Here is a 23,561-nt window from a genome sequence, read left to right on the forward strand (position 1 = left end):
GGCAGGCCTCCATATCGCTATGGATTAGCCTGCCGGGTGATCGTGTAACAGGGTTTTATTTAATTGAATTAGCGGAACTTGCCTGCATCAATGGCTGCTTGCTTCTCATCCAGAACTTCCTGGTAGCCTGCATCCAGGTAAGTCTTCTTGGCTGCTTCATACGTAGCGTCGAATTCAGCTTCCGGAGCCAGCACGACCTTCACGTACAGTTCCTGGAACAGCGTATTCAGGTCCGCTTTATATTCGTTCACCTTCTCAAGTACAACGTTGAACAGGGCATCCGGTGTACGGAATTCGGCAACTTCATCATAGTACTTCACTAGATCATCAGCAAGCGTCTCATAGCCGGCCGGTGCCCAGTTGCGGAGATTAGCGGTACGGGTTTTGGCTGCATCCGGATATTGGGCAATTTCGGTCACAAGGCCCCAGTAGTCTTTGTTATTGTTCTGTGACAGGACAGATTCGCCTTTGTAATCAGGATTCTTCAGCGCGATACCGTCTGCATCAAGCGTATAGTTCTCGCCTTCAATACCGTTCTGGAATTTGAACAGGTTCTCCGGCTGGCTGAGCCATTCCAGATACATCCAGACTGCGGCGCGTTCTTCAGGGGTGGATTCATAGTTAATCCCCATAATGAAGCCGAATGGCCAGTAAGCGCGCCCTTGTGGCTTTTTGCCTTCCGGAACACCTGCATAAGGAGGAACTACGGCAAATTCAGCCTCCGGGTTATTCTGCAGGGTAGCCGCAAAGACATCCGTATTGTTTGCCAGATAGAAGCCGAAGTTACCTGTTTTGCCGGCTACAAATTCAGCTTTGACCTTGGGCTCGTCGTTGCGCAGGTAGAATTCTTTATCAACGAGGCCGTTATTGTACTGATAGTTCAGGTTACGCAGGTAAGCCTCTGTATCAGCGGTGGTCAGATCTGCCACGCTAAGGTCGGAGTACAGCGCACGGTATTTCGCGTCGACCGGCCATTCACGGAAGGCATAGTTAAAGTTGAAGAAGTTCTGCAGCAGATTTCCGCTGGTCACACCTAGTCCTGCTTCCTTCCATTTGACCAGCATTTCGTTGTATTTCTCAAGCGAGGTCAAGTCCTCAACCTTCATGCCGACCTTTTCAACCCAGTCCTTGCGGATAATGTTGACGAAGTTGTCGGCTTCAGGACGGGCGGCGAAGAAGAAGGTTTTCTGATCATCCACTGTACCGTACTGCTCGATGGTGGAGCCCATGTTCTTCCAGTAAGTTGGTGCGTAATTTTCGATTTCAGCATAGTCCAGCGGCTGCATAACATCCTCACCATAATAGGTAAGCGCTTGCGGCATATCGTAGTGGAAGATAATATCAGGAGCTTTATGCGAAGCCAGCAGCTGTTCGTAATCCGTTACCTCTTTGGCGCGGGTAATCGGCACATAATTGACTTCGATATTATACTTGTCGCCGAATTCAGCTTGTACCCAGCGGGTATAATAGTTGTCGGACACATTCCAGCCCTCATACGCCCGTTCGTAGACCGGAATATCCAGCGAGACCTTCTTCTCGAAGCCTTTGGAGTAATCCGGGAAACTTCCTTCGGTCTGGTTCGTGGCTGCGGCTGATTCTGCCGGGGCAGTGGTAGGCTCAGTGTTGCCATTCTTAGCGTTGTTATTTCCGCCGGAGCATCCGGCCAGCATACCGGCCGTCATCACAGACGCCATCATTAATGATACGAAACCTTTTTTGTTCATCGCAATTCCCCCATTTGTCATTTTCGGATTCAAAAGATTTACTTATATACTAGGGCGCTGGACTACTCCTTGACTGCCCCGAGCATAACACCTTGAACGAAGTATTTCTGGACGAACGGATACACACAGAGAATAGGCAGAGTAGCAAATACTACAACGGATGCCTTAAGGACCTCAGGATTACTGAGCTGTACCTGGGTGGCTTCCAGCTGGAAGCTTTCACTCGCCTGGATAACCAGATAATAGAGCTTGAGCTGCAGCGGCCGCAGGGAGATCTCATGCTTAATATAGAACAGGGCATCCTGGTAAGCATTCCAGCGGCCGACTGCGTAGAAGAGGGCAAGTGTCGCCATAATCGGCTTGGACAGCGGCAGGACAATGCTGAACAGGATACGGAAATGCCCGGCACCGTCGATCCGCGCCGATTCTTCCAGACTTACCGGTATACCGTGCGTTAGCGAAGTCTTCATAATCAGCAGATTGAAGGCACTGAACGAGAGCGGCAGAACCAGTGACCAGATCGTATCCATCAGTCCCAGATTGTTAATATTCATATAGTCCGGAATGATGCCTCCACTGAAGTACATCGTGAACAGGAAGATGAAGGTGATGACCCGGCGGCCCTTGAACTGGGCTCTCGACAGCGGGTAAGCGGCACAGATGGTCAGAATCATTCCCAGAATCGTGAATAGTACAGTCACGATAACCGTGATATACAATGAACGGAGGATACTGGCATCCGCGAAGATTTTTTTGTACGCTTCGATGGTGAAGCCCTGCGGCCACAGAAAGACCTTATTGGCAATGACAAAGGAGTCAGAGCTCAGGGATTTCGATACGACATGAATAAACGGCAGCAGGCATATTAGCGAGACTAAGATGATTGCCAAGCGGATCAGAAATTCCCAGATATCTATACGTGCTTTATGGGGTACGGCAGAGCCCCCGGCTGTTGCTTTCATGGTTCCTCTCCTTTCTACAATATTCCATCCTCGCCAAGTTTCTTGGCTACACGGTCCGCTGAAATTACCAGAATAATACCGATGACGGACTGGAATAATCCGATGGCTGTCGCCCGGCTGAAGTTGCCGCTCTCGATCCCCCAGCGGTACACCAGCACCGGAATGGTCGTGGTGAACTCTGTGGTGGCCTTATTCTGCAGAGCATAAATACGCTCGAATGAGCCATCCATCACTTTCCCCAGAGCCATGATCAGCAAGGTCACAATAGTCGCACGGATGGAAGGCAGCGTGATATTCCACACTTTTCTCCAGCGTCCTGCTCCATCGACCGTAGCCGCTTCATACATCTCCGGATTAATCCCGCTCATCGCCGCCAGGTAGATAATGGTGCCCCAGCCCATACTCTGCCACACACCGATGGCCAGATAGCTGATCAGCCAGTTATTATCTTCCTGCAGGAACGGAATACGGGTACCGCCCATGAGTTCAATCAGATTGTTAACAACACCGCCGCCTTCACTAAGAAGCTGATAAGCGATGGCCCCGATAATGACCCAGGACAGGAAGTGAGGCAAGTACAATATCGTCTGATTAATACGCTTGAAGCGTATGCTTTTGACCTCATTCAGCAGCAGCGCCAGCACAATCGGCATCGTGAAGCTGAAGCAGAGGTCAAGCACGTTGAGCAGCAGCGTATTCCGGACGGCCTTAATGAAATCAGCCTTGGCGAAAAGCTCCTGGAAGACCTCCATCCCGACCCACTCACTGCCCCAGAAGCCTCTGGCAATCTTATAATCCTTAAAAGCGATTACAAGTCCGGTCATCGGCAAATATTTGAATACGATTACAAATGCCAGCGGAAGCATTACGAGCAGATAAAGCTGCCAGTCACGCTGTAGATAATAGGCGAATCCCTGTTTTCTTCTTAATAAAGGACTTTGATTTGTTTTTGAAGCGCTTGCAATTTTCAAATTTCCACCTCCTGCCTTCAGCGTTTTCCATGCCGGCTCATGTTCTCCGGCTCTGAGTCCAATGCTATCCCCTTTCCCCGTTCTTGAAAATCATGAGTATTGATGATCACCATCAAATTTGATTGAAGTGCCGTTCTAAAGGCCTTTGCAGCACAATTATGATCAAATGTGATAGGCATTCCCAAAAGTAATAAAGCGCTTTCATATGTGAACAAAAAAAATCCGGCCAGGAGAAGGCTCCTAGGAGCTCTTACTCTTGGCCGATTTAAAGCTGCTTGGGGGCATGCCTTCGTATTTGCGGAAAAAACGGTTGAAGCTCTGAACATTATAATAGCCAACCTCTGCTGCAATCTGCTTAATCGACAGTTCAGTATCCAGCAGCAGCTCTTTAGCCTTCTCTATCCGCAGCTGGTTCACAAAATCAATCATGCTATTGCCGGTCTGCTCATAGACAATCTTGCGCATATAAGAGTAGCTGATGCCAATTTCCTTAGCCATATCCTCGAACACTATCTCTTCGCGGAAATTTTTCTTCAAATATTGAATGATCCGCTCAGCGTGATTGGTTTCACTCGTGCTGCGGTCCAGACTCTGTACGATTTCAGTGAAGAAGCCATGCAGATATTCCTCCAGCTCGTCCAGTGTATCCATGGCGGCGAGAATGGAGTATACATTCCCTCTGCCCATAATCATCCGGCCTGTGCTGATATGATTCTCACGGAGGTGCTTGATCGTCGCCCCCATCAGCTGATAGTAGATGAACATAATATTATCATAGGAAATATTGTCTTCCGAAGAGATCTGGCTGCGGATGCACTGAAGCTCTTTGAATATCCCGGCCAGATCACCGGCATCCAGGAAGTTGAGAATCCTCCGCTCCCCGCTCTCGGAATCGAGATATTTACGGCTGCCTTCCTCTTCATCATGCCAGAACATAATGCTTCCAGCCCCGTTAATCATCCGGCTTTTGATGACTTCCATCGCTTCAAACAGCCGCAGGGCAATCATTTCGGGTGCATCAGCCCAATCACTTACTCCGATTGTGACTGAATGCTCCAGCAATTCGAGCGATTGATCCCGGATCTGCTCCAGCGCCTGACGGATCAGAGCTTCCTTCTCCCCGGAGTCATCCGGAGCAAAGTTCAGTACAATCACTATGCAGCCATCATTATGATAGACGCTGCGGGCGAGTATCCCCTCCGGGAAGAAGCTCTCATACTTCGCATTGAGCAGATACCGGTGATAGCTGCGTGTCTCTAAATTGGTATTGCCCACATACCGCCGGTACTGGTCGATAGAGACAACGACTACCCTGTAGCATACCTCCGGAAACGCCTCCGTGATCCGGGGCGGAATCTCACCGCGCAGAAGCCGGTGAACAGCGAGACTGCGGGTATCCTGCTCACGCTCCTGCAGCAGCTGGAACAGACTTTCCTCTTCCTCCTGCATGCGTTTGAACGCCATGTTCAGGAAGGCAAGCTCATTCTTATTCACCACACCCAGATCGCTCTTTGAGCGTATCGTCCGCACCAGCTGCCGGAGGGGCCTGGACAACCATGTTGCAAGAAAGATGGCAAGCAGTGTCCCGAGTAAAATGATAGCACCGGTAAGCAGAATGATATTCCCCTGCATATCCCGTGATTTGATCATCAGCTCATCCATGGAGCTCCAGCTTACATTCCACCATCCGGACAATGACGAGCGGCTCCATGCGTAGATCATCCGCTTGCCGTCCAGATCGTGGAAGGTATAGCCTTCACTGGATTCCTGGTTCAGTATTTCCTGAAGGAAAGGCAGCTTCTGACCGTCGGAGAGCAGCAGTGACTGATCATTGAAGGAGATGACTGTACCGTCCGAGTCGAGCAGCAGGTAGTTGCTGTCACCGATCTCCGTAGCATGCAGATATTTGCCGATCTGGCTCTCTTTCATGTTGACTACGATAATCCCGCTGGTGGTGGAGGACAGGCGGTTGAGGGGATATACATATGACACAACATTCTCGCCCGACTCCAGTTTACGGGGAACCCACACCCCGCTGATGCCTCTGCGTCCCTCAAGCGCATCATCCATCCATTCGATCGATTCATAACGCTCCAGTGTCGTGATGCTATTGTCTGTAGAGAATACATAATCCGAACCATTCAAATAAAAATACGAAGAGTGCACACCCTCTACCCGGCGGTTCAAGTTCAGCAGCTCTTTCGTCACGGACAGCGCCAGGCTCACGTTATTGTAATTGGCGTTAATTTCATCGTACGTCTCAAAGCTGCGGATGCGGTCAAAAATATTCGTCGCCGCGAGCCGCGACGTGTCCTGTGCCAGATTGGCAAGCGCATTCTCATTTAACTTGCGGTTGGCATTCAGCCCGGCAAGCGTGGATTCTCCGATGGCTGCTTCGGAGTTCTGTATTATCTGTGACCCGCTGTACCACGTCAGGATGGCTGTGGGAATGGCCATGATGCAGAATAGAATCAATGCCAGCTGCAGGATCATCGGTGTTTTTTTCATTTTATATCCCCCTAAGGATTTCTCTATATATGTGCCTTGAATTACCTTATGTCCATACATCAGCTGGCTGTATCATCATGTTACCGCTTACATTTAGTTTTTCCAAGCCCCCTGCTCCAATTATTCGGTTCCATGCGGCATTTGTGTCTGCCCGTATCACTTCAATATTTTTATTTTATCATTTCAGGTTACATTTTACATATATGTATAGGAAATTTTTTTTAAAACAAATCCGAAAATGCATAGGCGGCCCGCCTTAATATTCCATCGCTCAAGCCTAATTGTATCGTTTGCAGCTGCTGCCACTTGACACCGGATCAATTTTCAAATAATGTTAGTTACATAAGTAATTAACCAGTTAGGTGGTGAAGCGGTGGGTATCCAGATGGATGACAGCCGGCCGATTTTCGTGCAGATTGCGGAGCTGATCGAGAACGATATTATCGATGGAACCGTGCCTGAGGAGACACAGGTGCCTTCCACGAACCAGTTTGCAGCGTTCTACAGCATCAATCCGGCAACGGCGGCCAAAGGCGTGAATCTGCTCGTAGAGCAGGGAATCTTGTACAAGAAGCGGGGGATCGGAATGTTTGTTGCAGCGGGAGCACGCTCAGAGTTAACGAATAAGCGCAGGCAGCAGTTCTATGAGCAGTATGTGGTGGCGATGATCCGCGAGGCCGCGAAGCTGGGCATTACAACGGAGCAATTGTCCGAAATGATCACCAAGGGGGATGAGAACCGATGATGAGCACCGGGGAAAAGAATACAGCTGCTGCAGCTCCGCCAGAGGCCAGGCTCGAGTTAAGCCATGTCAGCAAGGTATTCCGCGGAGGCCAGGGTGTACATGATCTCTCTCTTACATTAGAGCCGCAGATGATTCATGGACTGATCGGAGCCAACGGCAGCGGGAAAAGTACCCTTCTCTCCCTCATTGCCGGCCAAAGATTCCCGGACAGCGGACGGATCTCATACGGCGGCCAGCCGGTGAATGAGCATGCAGCGGCACTGAATCAGATCTGTCTGGTCAAGACCTACGAACGGGCCTGGGATAACTACTCATTGAAGGAAATCTTCAAATTTGCTTCCATCTTCTATCCTCATTGGGACGATAAGCTGGCCAAGGAGCTGATGGGCAGGTTTCAGCTGGAGGGCAGAAAGAACTACCAGCAGCTGTCGCGCGGCGGACAATCGATGGCAGGAATTATCATGGGGCTGGCGAGCCGGGCTCCGCTCACGCTATTGGATGAGCCGGTGACCGGCCTCGATGCTTCGATGCGCGAAATCTTTTACCGGACCCTGCTTGAGGATTACGGCAACTTCCCCCGCACCTTCGTAGTAACTACCCACCTGATTGAGGAAGCGGAGAATCTGTTTGAACGGATGGTCTATATCAAAAGAGGACGCATCGCATTCCAGGGCCCTGTAGAGGATTTTGCCGCAAATGCAGTCTATGCCTCCGGACCGGCCACGGTGCTGGAGAAGCTGCTGGGGGATGCCCGGAACCTGCACAGTGAACGCCTGGGGGGCAAACTCCTGCTCGCGCTTGAGGATCTCTCAGACCCTGCCGAACGCAGAATGCTACAGGATCAGGGTATAGAGCTGTCTCCGGTTCCTCTGCAGAAGCTGTTCGTATATCTGACGCTGCGCGATGCAGAGAATTCGCAAGGAGGGGGGAAACGATGAGCTACCGGAGTTTAATGAAGTTCCACCTGAAGGATTACCGCAGAGGCGCCTTGATTCTGATGAGTATATTCGTTTGTGTGGACATCGCCCTGGTACTGCTGATGAAGTATCTGCCCGCCTGGGATATGGGAACAGCGGACAGCATCTTCAGCGTAAACCGGAATATTATGTCTATCTTTATGATCGTCAGTATGATCGTTACGGTGGCCATCACCTTCCCGCTGATGAGCAGCTTCAGTGTGACCCGCCGCAATTTCTACGTCAGCTCGCTGCTGGCCCTGCTGGCCTTCTGTGTATCAGCTGCACTGGCGGAGACCCTAGTGTATCTGATCGGCCGGGCAGTTCTTCCTTCTATCGGGCTCCCGGTTGATGCGGACCGGCCGCTTCTGCTCTCTGCGTATGTGTTCATGCTGACCCTGCTCGATGTTTCGATAGCAACGTTCCTGATCGGCGCCTGCTTTTACCGGTTCAAGGTTCTGATTGGAACCCTCCTGGCCATCCTGTATTTCGGTGCTGTCGCCCTCATCTCCCCAGTGTTCCCTTCCATGGAGTACGTGGAAAATTTCGCATCCTACTCGGCTGAACCCGGAATGCTTGAGCCTGGAACTACGCTTCTCATGTGGGGGATCATTACCCTCTGTGCAATAGCGGGCTGGCTGGTGTACCGCCGTACGGATGTACGGATGTAGCCGTCCTTCTGCAGAGCAAAAAAACGCCCGGTTACGCATCAGCCGGACGTTTTTTTGCATTCTTTTATAGAGATACAGCCCCTACTCCGCATTCACCGCTTCATCCTCGAACTCCCCGATGCTGTCATTGGAGCCGATTACCACCATAATATCCCCTTGATGCACATGGTCATGCGCAGTCGGGGCAACGATGATGCCATCCTCGCGGTTCAGGGCAATAATGCTGCAGCCGTACTTAGCGCGTGTGTTCAGCTCCGAGAGACTTTTACCGTCCATGCAGGCAGGTACCGTCAGCTCAACAACCTTGTAATCCTTCGAGATCTCGATATAATCCAGCAGATTCGGGGTCACCAGCTGATGGGCCACACGGATTCCCATATCACGCTCCGGAAAAATAACCCGGTCCACGCCCAGCTTCGACAACGCGCGTCCATGAAGAATGGAGATGGCTTTGCCGACCACCTGCTTAACGCCAAGCTCCTTGAGCAGAATTGCAGCCAGAATACTCCGCTCCATATTATCACCGATCGCCACAATCCCGCAGTCGAAATTACGCACCCCAAGGGAGCGCATAATCCCCTCATCCGTAGCATCCGCCATCACCGCATGGGTCAGCCGGCCGGTCATTTCCTCCACCCGTTCTTCCTGATGGTCAATCCCCAGCACCTCATAACCCATGGACATCAGCTCAAGCGCCAGACTTGAACCGAAGCGGCCCAGGCCGATTACAACAAACTGCTGTGCTTTCATGTCTTTATTTCCCCTTATCCAATTATCATTTTGCCTTCCGGATACTTATACAAAGGTTTACCCTGTTTCGGACCCAGTGCATAGGCCAGCGTCAGGAGTCCAAGCCGTCCGGCGAACATCGTCAGGCAGATCAGGATTTTGCCGAGCTGCGTCAGCTCCGGCGTCAGCCCCAGACTTAGTCCTACATTCGCGAAGGCCGAGGTAGTCTCGAACAGGATCATCAGAAAAGGCAGACCCTCGGTGGTTGAGAGCATCATGGATACCGTAACGATCAGCAGCAGAGCCAGCAGAGTAATGGTCAGCGCCTTGAACACGCGCTCCTGGGCCAGCCGGTACCGGAAGAGTACAATGTCTCCGCGGCCGCGCAGCATGGAGATTACAGCTCCAACCATCAGCGTGAAGGTCGTAGTCTTGACTCCGCCGCCGGTTGAACCCGGGGAAGCGCCAATAAACATCAGAATGACGATGAAAAATTGGGTCGCCTGACGCAGTCCCGTTATATCCAGCGTATTGGCTCCCGCTGTACGCGGGGCCACGGACTGGAATAAGGACGCCCATATTTTGCTTCCGAGATTCAGCGGTCCAAGGGTCCGCGGGTTGGTGAACTCGAAGATGAAGATCACGGCCATTCCCGTAAGGATCAGCCCGAATGTCATCGACAGCACAACCTTGCTGTGCAGTGTCAGCCGGCGCTTGCGGCGGAACTCCGCCAGATCGGACATTACGATGAAGCCGATACCGCCGGAGATGATCAGGAACATCACGACCAAGTTGATCACAGGATCACCGACATATGCTGTCAGGCTGTTATCATGGCCGCCAAACAGATCAAACCCGGCATTGTTAAACATCGACACTGCATGAAACAGGCCATAATATAGGGCACGCGGGAGCGGCATATCAAAGGCAAAGCGGACGGACAGCAGGATGGCTCCGGCCGCCTCAATAACCAGCGAGTAGATCAGCACCTTGCGGATCAGCCGCACAATCCCCTCCATCGAGCTCTGATTCATTGCTTCCTGGAGAATCAGCCGGTCCCGAAGCGAGATTCTGCGTTTAAGCACAAGCGCAAACAGCGTGGCCATCGTCATGAAGCCGAGTCCGCCGATCTGAATCAGCACCAGCACGACTGATTGTCCGAACCCGGTGAAATAGGTACCGGTGTCCACCACGGCCAGTCCGGTCACACAAGCGGCAGAGGTAGCCGTAAACAGCGCGTCCATAAAGTTAAGATGCTCACCGGATACACTGGATACCGGAAGCATGAGCAGCAAAGTTCCTATAATGATGACTGCGGCGAAACCAAGCACCAGGATTTGCGGAGGAGCAAGCTTCAGGAATTTGAAGCCTGTTTTCTTGGGAAACGATGAAACCAATCTCCTCATCCTTTCACATATTCATATTGGTTGGTGCTAAATGATGAATTCAGATAAACATACAAAATTATATACGTTATTGCCTAACTTCACAAAGAATCATTTTCAAATTAGAAATAACACTCTTGAAATTGTATGGTCCCAGGTAGTACACTTTCAATGTAAAGTGTATGGTCAGTATCCATACACACCATAAAGCGAATGACAGGAAGGGAGGATACAGGTGGATTCTACCTTTGATCTGTTACCGGAGCAATTCCTGATTAACCCCTCACTGCCGATCTATGAACAGTTTGCCTGGGCCATCCGGGAACGGATTGTCAGCGGCCTCATTCCCCCAGGCTCACGCCTGCCCTCTGTACGGGATCTGGCAGCAGGCAGAGGCGTCAACCCCACCACTGCCGCCCGGACGTACCAGGAGCTGGAGCGGATGGGGCTGATCGTGACCTACCGGGGCCAGGGAACCTTCGTGACCCGGGAAGAGAGTGTTATCAGTGAAGCTCGCAAGACTATCATTATCCAGGCTGTCCGGCAGTTCAAAGACACGGCCGCTTCCCTTGGACTGACTGCAGAACAAATGCTGCAAATCGATAAGGAGGATTGAAATGATGGAAACCGATTGCTGCAGGTGCTAAGTATTTTCACCTTGCTCTGGGTACAAATAAAGAACAACCTGCAAATAAACAAGCATAAGCCTGGACCTCTTCACGTAAAAGGATAGTACGGCAATTTTTTGTAACTGCCGGGCAAGTAATACTATAATGGAATTTACAAGAGTATTTCATTTCAAGGAGGCGTTTCATGAATTCCGTCGGCCAGCCCCTACAGCAGCGGCCCCTCACCACCAAACTTATCCTTGCTGGAATTCTTGGACTTATTGTGTTTGTCATGTTCCAGGTCGCCCCCCAGCTCTTCTCGGGCTCCGGTGAGGACACAGCAATTATCAGCAAAAGCGAAGTACAAGGCAAAGCCGCCGCATTCGCAGCACAGCAGCTCGGCCACGAAGCGGGAGTGAAGGATGAATGGACTATCCTCTATAAGACAGACTCCTCTTTCTACGGCTATATGTCCCGGGAGAAGCTGCTTGAGGATTATACCAAGAACAAGCTGGACCAGCGTTATCCGTTTGATGTCTACCATGCAGTGCTCTATACTTCCGGTGAAGCGGATGCCCTGCTCTCCGTGGATGTCAATATGTATACCGGTGAAGTAGTCGCTTTTGCCCACGGAGCCGATGCCGATGCCGCAGGACTCGATTACGGGGAAAGGCCGGCCAAGGCTGTAGCGGGCCCTGCCGGCACTGCACAAACGGCAAGCAGTGAAGCGGGTCTCACCCTTGAGAAGAAAGAAAATCTGGCCCGCCCGTGGCTGCAGTTATGGGGGGCAAACCCGTCGAAGCTCCAGATCGAGACGGGCAGCGGTGAATACGGGCTTGTCTATACGGAAAGCTCGGTTAAGGTCGGAGAATCGCTGCTGCATTATAACTTTAACTTCTCCGGTGACCAGGTCTCCTATTTCCGTGCCGGATTCACTGCACCGGCCTGGCATGACAGCTATGTCGAAGACCAGACTGCTCTTGCCAAGAAGCTCACCTTGTTCGGCTATGGTCTGCCTACCTTGCTGCTGGGCATTCTGGCGCTGATCTACAGCATTCTGCGCCGGGGTCATACATCTTTCAAGCGCGGGATCTTCCTTAGCTCCGCCCACTTCCTGATTATGATGGTCAGCAGCTACAATGTGCTTCCCGAAACCGGCGGAGACAGTGCCGAAGCGCGGGTTACCGCTGTAGTGATGTTCATCATCTATGTTCTGTACAGTCTGCTAATGTCCTCGCTGCTCTATTTCTCCCTGGTTGGAGGCGACGGCCTGTGGCGCGCAGAAGAGAAGCTTAACCCTTGGCCCCGTGCCAAAGAGCCCGGTTACGGCCAGTATGTACTGGACAGTATCCGCGCCGGATATGTATGGGCATTCGTCCTGCTCGGCGTGCAGACCCTCATGTTCATTATTCTGTCCTTCGCCTTGGATAACTGGTCCACCACGGATGCCAGCCAGTCTCCTTACAATATGAAGTATGCCTGGCTGCTGCCGGTTGTCGCCTGGCTGGCCGGCCTCTCCGAAGAGGCTGTCTACCGCCTTTTCGGCATCCGGATGCTGAAGAAGCTCGTCAGGAATACCTTTATCGCCTCACTGATCACTACGCTGATCTGGGCGCTCGGGCATACGCTCTACCCGATCTACCCGGTCAGCTCACGGCCGATTGAGCTGACCGTAATCGGTTTGCTGTTCAGTTATATTTTCCTGCGTTACGGCTTCATCGCTGTGATGTTCAGCCACGTGGTATTTGACAGCATCCTGATGGGTGCCACGCTGATCTTCATGCAGGATAAGGTAAATATAGGCGCGGGTATTGTCACGATCATTCTGCCGTTCATCGTCGGCTATATCGTGTACCGCTTCAACCCTCCGCGCAAGCCGGATCTGGCGGAGCCGGTCCAGCCTCTGACTTAGACGGAACCATATCGATCGGCCATGCCAAAAAAAAGAAATCGTTTCTTTTGGTAAAGTGGAGGTACCCCCTCCCTTTTCAAAAGGAGCGATTTCTTTGTATGCGGTATGCGGTATGCGGTTTGCTTAATTGCACTTCGTACAACTAAATCGTCTGATTTATAACCGATTCTCCGTTTAGTTGTATTTCGTACAATTAAATGGCCATTTGAACCTTCATTTTCACCATTCAGGCAGATTTAGTTGTACAGACTACAGTTATAAGAGGCAAGCCTGCCTTTTCGCAGTTTTTAATTGCACAGTATACAACTATCAGTGAATGCCCACTTGGAACGGAATACATCAATTGCTGCAGAAGCCCAAAGATAAACCGCTGGGAGCCCGAAACAGGTGTCTCAAGCAGAAGAAATTCTACTTATGGGACAGCCCCTTCTGCTTATAATCCGGTAGAAATCCCCGTTTCTATAACTCTTCCTGCACAGATTGATACCGGCGGCAGGGAAACCGGAGCCGGATCAGCGTCCCTTCACCAAGCGAGCTGTGAATAGCTACGCCATACTGCCTGCCGTACTGCAGCTGGATCCGCTGGTCAACATTGCGGATGCCATAGCCGATTCCCTGGCCTGTGGGCTCCAGTATCTGCCCGATCAGCTCTTCCTTCATCCCAAGCCCGTTATCCTCCACTTCAAAGACCATGTCCGCTCCTTCCGGATAAGCACGGATGATCAGCGAGATCTCATCATCGTACCAGGCATGCTCCAGCGCATTCTCCACAAACGGCTGCAGAATAAATTTCACGCTCTCATTCTCCAGCACCTCCGGTGCAATATCGTAGGCCACATGGATACGGTCCACATTCTTAATCCGCTGAATATCCAGATACGACTCGGCAATCTGCAGTTCCTGCTCCACCGGAATAATCATCTCCCCGCGGTGCAGCGTCAGCCGGTAGAACCTGGCCAGCGAACGGATGACCTCATGCAGCTTATCGATCTCCCCCAGCTTGGCCATCCGGCTGATCGAAGAGAAGGTGTTATACAGGAAATGCGGGTTCATCTGGGAATGCAGCACCTGCAGCTCAGTCTCTTTCTTCTCCAGGTTGACAACATAGACCTCGTCGATTAACCGCTGAATCGTTGAAGCCATGTCGTTAAAAGCACTGCCGATCTCCGCAAACTCATCATTGCCCTGCACCGGCATCCGCTTGTGGAAATCTCCTTCCTTAAAAGACTTCAGGGAGGCAATCAGCTTCTGGAAGCTCCGTGCGAAATACTGGGACATCACCAGACTGATCAGAAAGAGCAGGATCAGAGTGATTAGGCAGATGCCGATGGTCACATTACGGACCTGCTGTGAATTCTTTTGCAGTGAAGAATACGGAATCCAGGCCACTACGCTGGCGGGCATATTCGTCACCGGCTGTTTAATTTGCATATAGGAATCCGGCTGCTGAATATAGCCTGAAGCAGCGGAGGGCAGCAAATCCGGTTTAACCTTGTTGCGGGAGCTTATGAAGAGCAGGCGGTTGTCGTTACCCACGATGAACAGGATACTGTCCTCGCCCAGCTGCCCCGAACCGGCATCAGAGAAGATGTACTTCATATTCGCCGTCATCTTGATCAGACCGTTCAGCTGCAGTGTATCGTAGTTGATCAAGGGGCGCAGGTAAGAGATGCTCGCGTTCGCCCTGTCATTGCCCACCTGCCGCCATTCATAGGAGCCGTAATGCAGTTTCAGCCTTCTATACCAGTCTTCGTTCTCTATACGGTCCATGTGGAATAAGGAATACTTACGGACATCGCCCGCTGCACTCTCATTGTAATAGAATTCTCCGACATTAGGGTTGCTGACATACACGGAAAGCTTGACTTCCGGGTCCGGCAGATTCGCAGCATTCTCCAGCCTCGGAAGAATATACTGCGACATGATGCTGTATTTCTCCCAGCCGGAATGATAACCTGTCAAATAACGCGAGAGGGTCTGATCTGCGTACAGCTCGTCGGTGCTGCGGACAACATCCTTCAGCCGGTAATCCACGTTACTGGCAATTTGCCTGACAGCCACCTCCAGATTGCTTCTTGTATGCTCCTCCGTGGAACGCACGGAGGAGACATAGGCGTAGCTTCCGATGCCGATAACCGGTGTCAGTACCAGCAGCAGATAGGAAATAAGCAGCTTGTAGCCCAAGGGCAGGTATACGGGTTTCGCACGCTTCATCTGCATGCCTGATCAGCTCTGCTTTCTGTAATCGGCTGCGGTGATATTGAAATATTCCCGGAATTGCCTGCTGAAATAAGCGATATTCTTGTAGCCCACCTTATCAGCTACTTCATAGATTTTGTATTGATGCTGATCGAGCAGGAGAATCGCTTTCTCCATCCGGATCCGCACAAGATATTCATTGAAGCTCTCACCTGTGTGCTCCTTGAACAGAACCCCGAGATGGTTCGGCGAGTAGGCGAAATGGCTGGCCACCAGCCGTAAGGTAAGATTCTCCGTCAGCCGCTCCTGAATATAGGCCTCGATTTGCTCCATCAGCCGGCGGTTCTTATGCTGCTTCTTCATGAACAGGAGCTCGGAAATCTGGAACAGAGTATTCCGCAGCCAGCGCTTAATATCATCCACCGTCTCCAGATGATGAATGGCATCCATCTGCTGCAGACTCTCATAGGTTTCGTTCAGCGTCCCCAGATATGCCTCAAGCCGGGTGACGATATGAATGGAGAAATGATAGACCTTCACCGGATGCTCAAACAGGGCCGCCATTTCGAACAACGCATCGATGCAGTCGCAAATATCACCCAGCCTGTAGCCTGCCATGGCCCCGAACATCCCCTCCAGCACAACGCTCAGCTCCTTAATATCCTGGGTCATTCCCGGCTTGTTCATTACAGGAGGAATTACCCGGTTCTTCCCGATGAACATTTTGCCATTCATATATGCCTTGGCCTGGGAAAAGGATGCTGTCAGCGCTTCCAGAGAAACCACCTCAGCTCCATAACTCACGGTTATTGTGTAAGCAGTGTGCTCACGGACCTTAAGCACCAGCTGCTGAAGCCACTCTTCCAGCTCCAGGCGCTGCCCGGTATACACGAAGCCAAGCTGTGAACGGTTCAGCCGGCACCATTTCCCGGCAGCTGCGGATTCGATCTCTGTTCCGATATAGTGGAACAGCTTGTCCAGGCCGGCATAGACATCCTCCGGATGCTCCTGCACCCGCCGGAGGACATCATCTGCCTCAATTAACACCGCGGAGGCGCTGGAGAAGGCCAGATCCAGCGGATACCGGGCCAGGAAAGCACCCAGTGTTGCACCGTCAATACTGCCTTCCAGCAGGTGCTGAAGCACATCATTTTTGATGAAATCAAAGGAAGCCATCACGCCGCCGTCTTCCGGACCTCTGCTCCGCTCAAGATTCAGTTCAGCGGTTGCGGTGCGCAGCACACCGATGAGCTCCTCATCATCAACCGGTTTCAGAATATAGGCATGAGCCTTCAAATCAAGCGCCTGCTTCGCATAGTGAAATTCCTGGTATCCGCTGATGAACACGATCTTCAGTCCCGGATTCAGCTCCAGCGCCAGGCGGGACAGCTCCATGCCGGAAACCACAGGCATCCTGATGTCCGTGATCAGCAGATCAATCTCATGATTCTCGATATATTGGAGAGCTGCAAGCGGATTGCTCTCGCTGCAGACCACTTCAATGGCAAGCTCACTCCAGGGAATCAGGCAGCGCAGACCCTCCAAATCATAATTTTCATCGTCCACCAGGACGGCTCTGTACATCGCAATCAGCACTCCTTCATGCGGAAAAGAGGGTACGTATCGTATCCCTCTTCTTTCCAAACGTTTATTATTGTGGTGAATAGGCCTTAATCTTCTTAAGATTGTTCCGCCATACTCCGGTTTTCCAGGCGAGCAGCCTGTCATATCCCAAAAGCGCTGCTTCCCTGTCTGCTTCCTCCATCAGCTGCCTGACCTCTTCCCCGCTTGCCGCAAATATCATCCGGGGAATCACCTGCGCATACTGGTCTTTCAGCCTTTGCAGAATGATTCCCTCTTCGGAGGCGGGAGCCGGATCGAGGTTGGAGAATTCCGTGATGTTCATGGACGTCCTGAACGTTACATTTGCTTGACCAAGTGTTGTCCAGTCCCGGGCCTCCACAGGCAGCAGCTTCTCGCGTCCGGCTTTGGCTGAATCAATATAAGAGGTATTGCCGTACCAGTTGAATTCTCCGATCTTCAGATCATCATACTGCTTCAAATCACGGCCAATATAGGAATCATTTGGAATTGGAATTCCATCCTCCACTTTATCATAAAACATTCCCTCCGGCCCGAAGAAAATAATGCGCTGTCCTTCCGGACTCGTCGCCCAGTTCATATAGGAGAAAATGGCTTCCGGATCTCTGGCCCGGGTTGTAATCACATTGACGTTCCAGCCCAGCGTATTGTATCCGGAAGGGTATACCTTACCCGGATCGACGCCTTCCCGGTGCACCGGCCAGATGATATCATACCCGTCTTGCGGATCCTTGGCCGAGAGCTGATTATTCGCTTCGCGGCCGATCCCTTCCACGATGGCGTCATAAGCGCCGAATACGGCGATACGGCCTGTTTTCAGCTTCTCCAGTACCTGATCCCGTGTTTCGGTTAACAGATCCGGGGACGTCAGCCCTTGACGGACCAGCCGGTTAGCCAGCAGAAGCGTCTCCAGGAATGCCGGATCCCGGTACACAGAAGTCAATCTGGAGCCGGTGGGCACACCGAAGATTTGGCCTGAACCGGGAGAGATGAAGCTTGGTGTCCGGTTATCCGCCGCACCGCTGTACAGCATGCCGATCATCTGTACATCTGCTCCGTCCCGGGTCTCCCCAAAGTCAATCGGGACAAGTTCAGGATACTTTTGTTGCACCCGCTTCAGATAAGCCTCGAGATCATCCCAGGTCTCCAGCTTAGGAGAGCCGAGCGCCCGGTAGATATTCTTCTCGACGAGGAAACCGGCGTTGCCGCTGCCGCTGCTGCCATTGATATACCAGTTCGGAATCTGGTACAGTTTGCCGTCTTCACTGCGCAGCATGTTCAGTGTATCCTCGCCTATGGTCTGGACAAATTCAGGATATTCCGCCAGATAAGGATCGAGTGCCACCAGCTTGCCTGCTTTTTGCAGCCGTTCCACATCCTTGCCCCGGTCCATGACCAGCACATCGGGAAGCTGATCCGAGACAATCATCGCGTTCAGCTTCTGGGCCGCAGCCCCGCTGGATTGTACCGGAGTGAGCGTAACCTTCAGATTATCGCTGATCCAACGGCTATGCGGCCTGCCCTCCCAGGTCGGTGCCGTATACCAGTCATAGTTCACAAATACGGTGAACTGGACCGGCTTCACCTTGGCGGCCAAGGCTGAAAGGGCGGTGGCGGTGGCCGGATGGTCCGCAGGCCACATATTGCCGGGATCAGCGGTGGTGCCGGAATTGCTGCGATTGGCGGTATTGCTGGTATTGCCGGTATTGGCGCTACTGGTATTGGCAGCTTGGCTTGAGCTCAGAGCGTTAGCGCCGTCCTCCGCAGTAGCCTCCTGCGTTTGGAGCTCCGTTAGTTGACCGCCGTTTGAGCAGGCAGCAAGGCCACCCAGAACCAGCATGATTAACAGCAAATGCCGCAATATCATTGACCTGTGCATAGGCTCACCATTTCTTTACTTTGATGCCTCTATTCTATCGCTATTGCCGCCCCGATTAATAGACCGACATTTCCCATAAAGAATAGCCGTACTGTGTGCCCCGCTCCGTACCGTTCACTTTCACATACCGTGCACTGACCGGGGTGAAGCTGATATCATCCAGTTCCCCGTCTCCGGTTGTCGTCATATAAGCTGTTGTCCAGTTCGTGCCATCAACCGAAGTCTCAATGGTATAGGATTTGGCATACGCCCCCTCCCAGTTCAGCAGGACGCGGCTGACCGTCTGTGACGAGCCGAGGTCGACCTGAATCCACTGCGGATCACTGAAGGCCGATTCCCAGCGGGTGCCCGGATCTCCGTCCACTGCACCGGCAGCGGGCTGTTTCGGATTCTCGGAAGCGGTAACTGCCTTGTTCAGGGCAAGATTCACCGACGGCGGTGTTCCGCCGGTAATCACCTGTTGCACGGAAGCATCATTATATCCTGCCGCAGTTACCGCAATCGTGTAAGTTTTCGCAGTTGGGAACAGCGCAGTGTTCAGCGTGATTTTACCGGCTGCCACTGTATAATTCGCTGCCGCCGCTGTAGTTCCATCCACCTTCACCGCACTGATTGCGCCTCTCCAGGCTGCATTGTCCGTGAAAGTCAGCTCAATCGGCTGGCCGGCTGCATTCTGCGTTGTATCGGCTGTCAGGGCAGGCGGAGCAATCGGTGTCACGGTGCCGCCGCTGCCGTACACTTCCAGTTCCCATAAAGAATACCCGTACTGCGTGCCGCGCTCCGTACCGTTTACCTTCACATATCGTGCGCTGACCGGGGTGAAGCTGACATCGTCGATGGCCCCGTCTCCAGTTGTGGTTGAATACGCCGTTGCCCAGTTCGTGCCGTCTGCCGAAGTCTGGATGGTATAGGATTTGGCATACGCCCCCTCCCAGTTCAGCAGGACGCGGCTGACCGTCTGATTCGAACCGAGGTCCACCTGAATCCACTGCGGATCACTGAAGGCCGATTCCCAGCGGGTACCCGGATCTCCGTCCACTGCACCCGCAGCCGGCTGTCTTGGATTCTCCGAGGCGGTAACCGCCTTGTTCAGGGCCAAATTCGCGGAGGTTGCTCCGCCTGTGACTACTTGCTGCACGGAAGCATCGCTATATCCTGTTGCTGACACCGTAACCGTGTAAGTCTTCGCAGTAGGGAACAGCGCGGTGTTCAGCGTGATTTTACCGGCTGCTACTGTATAATTCGCTGCCGCCGCTGTAGTTCCATCCACCTTCACCGCATTGATTGCACCTCTCCAGGCCGCATTGTCCGTGAACGTTAATTCAATAGGCTGGCCGACTGCATTCTGCGTTGTATCAGCTGTCAGGGCAGGCGGAGCAAGCAGTGTTCCCGAATTCACCTTCGTCGGGTCAACCTTCACCAGCTTCCTGGCTTCGACTACAGCCGAACCCGTAATGCCTCCTGCGTTGCGGAACGTAACCGTAATGGCTGCATTCGTCGGATTCCAGACCAGTGCACTGTAGGCCGAGCCTTTCTTATACACTGTTGCACTGTATCCGTTCGCCGCCCAAATGTCTTTGGTGCGTGATCCGAGGGTGGCCATATTGTGCACAAACCAATACGTGTTGAACAACTCATTCTGCTGCGGCAGTGCCGGATTCCATTTATTCAGTACAGCCTGCGGATTGCTCAGCGCCTGAATCGGCCAGACAATATGGTACCAGTCGGTTTCCGGCCCGCCGTTATCGGCTACAAAGCCGCTGTATAATCCGGCAGCCTTGGCCGTGTCGAACCCGTAGCTGGTTAAATATTCAGCTGTTGGCAGCCAGTGGATACCATAGACATACACCGGATTGCCGTTGAAAAAGGTTCCGAAGAAGTTCGAGCTTCCGTAAATCTGCCCGACAGATTTATGCGTATAGCCCGGCAGCCAGTTATCCTGGTCGTAGTTGAACCAGTACTGCTGCACCGCTCTAAGCTCGGTCGTGAAGCCCATAATGGACGCATCCCGGAACGCTGTGTTGCCGGTCAGTGTGCTCCACATATACTGGCCAACCCAGCCGAACAGCGATTCTCCTGCCGCTTCCTGGTTATTACCGCTGTCATTGTCGGCATAACCGCCGGCCCAGGAATGGCCTTCATACGGGTCGAAGTTGCGGAAGTAAGGATACTTCGGATCCGTCTTCGACGGATTGGCGTAATCCCGGATCAGCTCATCCACCATACCGCTGTATTTATTCCTGAAGTCGGTATCATAGGTGGCCAGCACAGCGGAGGCAAATACATAATAGCCATACGTGAAGTGATGGTCCGTGATGCCGGAGTTCGCGCCGAACTCGCTGTTCTTATAGATCAGTGTTCCCCAGTCGGAGTTGTAGTCGAAATAGTAATTGGCTTCTCCTGAAGTGTACGTGTACCAGTCTGTCAGCACCGTCTTCATTCTGGAGAGGAACAGATTCTTGTAGCTCTCATTACCGATTTGATCGGCAATCAGCACACCCATTGCCAGCGGATGCAGCTTCTTGCCCTGCCAGTAGGCATCGGCCTGCATCAGGTTGGTGGCAGTGTCCGTATCCAGCAGCGCCAGATAATTGAGCAGATCCTGGCGGGAATAGGTGGAATCGCCCGGCTCGGTGAACTGCGGCACAATGCCGTAGAATTTATCAACAGTGGCAAAAGAATTGCCCTCTGTAACCTTCATCGTTCCGCGGATAGACGGGAAGGAGACAGCGGTCAGCGGAGTTGTGGTAACCTTCCACTGGTGGGGGAGCTGCGCCATCAGCGTTGTATTAGGGAAGCCCGAACGCTTGAGTTCTGTTGTCGCATTGAAGGTGGTCGTGACATCGGAAGTGGTCTCGTTGAAGGTATATGCCACCTTTGTATCGGTCACAAATGCATATCCGTGCTGGTAGAAATAATTCAGATTGGACGGTGCCGGAAGAGCCGACAAACTCAGGTAGTTCTGGCCTCCGCCCAGCTGGATTTTGAGCTTGGCGCCGACTTTCTTGAAGGTTGTACCAGCCGGAGCATACAGCCCATAGTTTCTGGTCACCATTACAGGCGTAGGCGCCCCGTTGGAATTCGTGACCGCAATACCGATATGGTCTGCAGTAACTGTGGCGCCGTCAGCAGCCAGAATCGTATTATTGCTGTCATCGAAGAAGCGGGCCGTTGCCGGCAGATAGACTTCAGGACTGGCCGGATCGCTGAATTGCGAATAGAGATAAGGCGAGCCTTTGACGAAGGTCGTCTTCATCTTCTCAGCAGTGCCATCGCTTAATACGGCAGTCGCCGACCAGTCGCCGTAAGCAGTAATCCGGTTTGACATCCCTGAAGTATTAATGTTGCTGGCCATCAGGAACAGATCCGGGCTGCCTGCGGCTTCCTGCGCCTTGCCGTCGGCGCTTAAGTAGCCTGCGCCAGGGTTCAGAACGCTAAGCCCCTGCTTGGTATATTTCGATTTGAGCGGAAGTGTAATAATGCCGTTGCCGAGCTGATTGACCATGATCGACTGCCACCAGTCGTTGGAAGGCAGCGGTGCAGTCAGTGCATCCGATTTATACAGCGGATATTTGGGCTGGGGAACCGAGAGGTCATTCGCGGCATAGCTGCCTTGACCTACGGCCACTGTTGTCAGCGCCGGCAGTGCCGGAATGTTATAGACCGGCTTGGGATCACCTGTCACATAATCATACGCCTGGAATTCAAAGATCGAGTAGCCGAAGGAGGTCGCTCTGCTGATGCCGTTCATCCGCAGATAGCGGCCGCTGGCATAGACCGGAAGATTAAGCGTGCCTCCGTCGCCGTGAAGCTCGCGGTAGATTGTAGTCCATGAACTGCCGTTATTCGAAACCTGAATATCATAGGTCCGGCCGGCGGCAGCCTCCCAATTGATGATGACCCGGCCAAGCGTCCGTACGCTGCCAAGGTCAACGCTAAGCCATTCATTATCGGTAGCGTTGGAGGACCAGCGCGTGGTCAAGCTGCTGTCAAATGCCAGCGCCGGCAATGTGGAGCCCACAGGGAGATAGTCAGCCACCTGATAGGACGAAGCCGTCGCCGGCTTGTTCAAGGCTACATTCGGCCCAAGCACTACCGGAGGAGGATTAACACCACCCGTGCCGTATACCTCGAACTCAAAGAGGGAAATGCCGTATTGCGTCAGGCTCCGCACGGTTGCGTATACCCGGACATAACGGCCGTTGCCGCTGAGCGTGAGATCATCCGTCCCGCCGTCTCCCGTAGTTGTTGAATAGATATCACTCCAGTTCAATTCGTCGGAGGATACCTGAATTTTGTAGGACTTGGCGTACGCCCCTTCCCAGCGTAGTACAACGCGGTCTACTGCGGCAGATGCCCCGAGATCCACATAGATCCAGTTCGGGTCGTTTCCCCACGCGCTGCTCCAGCGGGAACCCGTATTGCCGTCCACCGCCAGATCCGGGGTATTGTTGCCCTCCGTGCCCGACGCATAAGCAGGCCGGTCTTGAGAGAGCAGATAAGAGCCGGCGGCATGCGCCCGGCCGGGCGGAATGACCAATACGACACTTAACAGCATGATTATGCTCAGAAAAAAAGCGGTGCCGTTTATACCCTTCTTGCGTTTTAACTTTTTCGAATATGTCATTACCCTTAATCCTCCTCATGTCTATTTGGAATGCAGCCATCCAGCTCATAAACAAAATCTTTCCCGGAGTAATCACCAGCCTC

General features: G+C 52.5%; 15 protein-coding genes. 5 read left to right on the forward strand and 10 right to left on the reverse strand.

What is annotated here, in order from left to right:
- Positions 1 to 68: 68 nt before the first annotated feature.
- The 4 genes from PBOR_RS28740 to PBOR_RS28755 form a co-directional block, all read right to left on the reverse strand.
- The gene (locus PBOR_RS28740) at positions 69 to 1,724 is read right to left on the reverse strand and encodes a type 2 periplasmic-binding domain-containing protein (protein ID WP_042217254.1); all 1,656 of its coding nucleotides are present in this window, start codon (positions 1,722 to 1,724) and stop codon (positions 69 to 71) included.
- Between the two features lie 62 nt (positions 1,725 to 1,786).
- Positions 1,787 to 2,686 carry a carbohydrate ABC transporter permease gene (locus PBOR_RS28745; protein ID WP_042217257.1) on the reverse strand — a complete coding sequence of 300 codons (900 nt, stop codon included), beginning with the start codon at positions 2,684 to 2,686 and terminating at the stop codon, positions 1,787 to 1,789.
- 14 nt (positions 2,687 to 2,700) lie between these two features.
- Positions 2,701 to 3,657: an ABC transporter permease gene (locus PBOR_RS28750; RefSeq protein WP_042217259.1), complete on the reverse strand. Its 957-nt coding sequence runs from the start codon at positions 3,655 to 3,657 to the stop codon at positions 2,701 to 2,703.
- Positions 3,658 to 3,897: 240 nt separating this feature from the next.
- The gene (locus PBOR_RS28755; protein WP_042217261.1) at positions 3,898 to 6,165 is read right to left on the reverse strand and encodes a helix-turn-helix domain-containing protein; all 2,268 of its coding nucleotides are present in this window, start codon (positions 6,163 to 6,165) and stop codon (positions 3,898 to 3,900) included.
- A 385-nt stretch (positions 6,166 to 6,550) separates the two neighbouring features.
- Here PBOR_RS28755 and PBOR_RS28760 point away from each other — a divergent pair, with 385 nt between their 5' ends.
- The 3 genes from PBOR_RS28760 to PBOR_RS28770 are packed head-to-tail and all read left to right on the forward strand — an operon-like array spanning position 6,551 to position 8,537.
- On the forward strand, positions 6,551 to 6,910 hold the full coding sequence (locus PBOR_RS28760) for a GntR family transcriptional regulator (protein ID WP_042220033.1): 360 nt from the start codon (positions 6,551 to 6,553) through the stop codon (positions 6,908 to 6,910).
- Positions 6,907 to 7,848: an ATP-binding cassette domain-containing protein gene (locus tag PBOR_RS28765; protein ID WP_052429683.1), complete on the forward strand. Its 942-nt coding sequence runs from the start codon at positions 6,907 to 6,909 to the stop codon at positions 7,846 to 7,848. Before PBOR_RS28760 ends, PBOR_RS28765 begins: the two co-directional genes overlap by 4 nt.
- Positions 7,845 to 8,537 carry a hypothetical protein gene (locus PBOR_RS28770; protein WP_042217262.1) on the forward strand — a complete coding sequence of 231 codons (693 nt, stop codon included), beginning with the start codon at positions 7,845 to 7,847 and terminating at the stop codon, positions 8,535 to 8,537. Before PBOR_RS28765 ends, PBOR_RS28770 begins: the two co-directional genes overlap by 4 nt.
- An 81-nt stretch (positions 8,538 to 8,618) precedes the next feature.
- Here PBOR_RS28770 and PBOR_RS28775 read toward each other — a convergent pair whose 3' ends face one another.
- Positions 8,619 to 9,287 carry a potassium channel family protein gene (locus PBOR_RS28775; RefSeq protein ID WP_042217263.1) on the reverse strand — a complete coding sequence of 223 codons (669 nt, stop codon included), beginning with the start codon at positions 9,285 to 9,287 and terminating at the stop codon, positions 8,619 to 8,621.
- A gap of 14 nt (positions 9,288 to 9,301) precedes the next feature.
- A complete protein-coding gene (locus tag PBOR_RS28780) occupies positions 9,302 to 10,663 on the reverse strand; it encodes a TrkH family potassium uptake protein (protein WP_245647932.1) in 1,362 nt (453 codons plus the stop codon).
- 223 nt (positions 10,664 to 10,886) lie between these two features.
- Between PBOR_RS28780 and PBOR_RS28785 the strand changes: the two genes are divergently transcribed.
- Together PBOR_RS28785 and PBOR_RS28790 are read left to right on the forward strand one after the other, a co-directional pair.
- On the forward strand, positions 10,887 to 11,267 hold the full coding sequence (locus PBOR_RS28785) for a GntR family transcriptional regulator (protein ID WP_081972233.1): 381 nt from the start codon (positions 10,887 to 10,889) through the stop codon (positions 11,265 to 11,267).
- A gap of 197 nt (positions 11,268 to 11,464) precedes the next feature.
- Complete coding sequence (locus PBOR_RS28790; RefSeq protein ID WP_042217265.1) at positions 11,465 to 13,171, forward strand: CPBP family intramembrane glutamic endopeptidase; 1,707 nt, start codon at positions 11,465 to 11,467, stop codon at positions 13,169 to 13,171.
- Between the two features lie 459 nt (positions 13,172 to 13,630).
- On the opposite strand, the gene PBOR_RS28795 is transcribed toward PBOR_RS28790, so the two are convergent.
- The 4 genes from PBOR_RS28795 to PBOR_RS28810 form a co-directional block, all read right to left on the reverse strand.
- Entirely contained in the window at positions 13,631 to 15,385 is a 1,755-nt protein-coding gene (locus PBOR_RS28795; RefSeq protein WP_042220036.1) for a sensor histidine kinase, read from the reverse strand.
- 12 nt (positions 15,386 to 15,397) lie between these two features.
- On the reverse strand, positions 15,398 to 16,954 hold the full coding sequence (locus PBOR_RS28800; RefSeq protein ID WP_042217266.1) for a response regulator: 1,557 nt from the start codon (positions 16,952 to 16,954) through the stop codon (positions 15,398 to 15,400).
- 67 nt (positions 16,955 to 17,021) lie between these two features.
- Positions 17,022 to 18,812 carry an extracellular solute-binding protein gene (locus PBOR_RS28805; RefSeq protein ID WP_245647933.1) on the reverse strand — a complete coding sequence of 597 codons (1,791 nt, stop codon included), beginning with the start codon at positions 18,810 to 18,812 and terminating at the stop codon, positions 17,022 to 17,024.
- 94 nt (positions 18,813 to 18,906) lie between these two features.
- A complete protein-coding gene (locus PBOR_RS28810) occupies positions 18,907 to 23,478 on the reverse strand; it encodes a galactose-binding domain-containing protein (protein WP_042217268.1) in 4,572 nt (1,523 codons plus the stop codon).
- Between the last annotated feature and the right edge of the window lie 83 nt (positions 23,479 to 23,561).

This window comes from Paenibacillus borealis (assembly GCF_000758665.1).
Taxonomy (GTDB): Bacteria; Bacillota; Bacilli; order Paenibacillales; family Paenibacillaceae; genus Paenibacillus_AQ; species Paenibacillus_AQ borealis.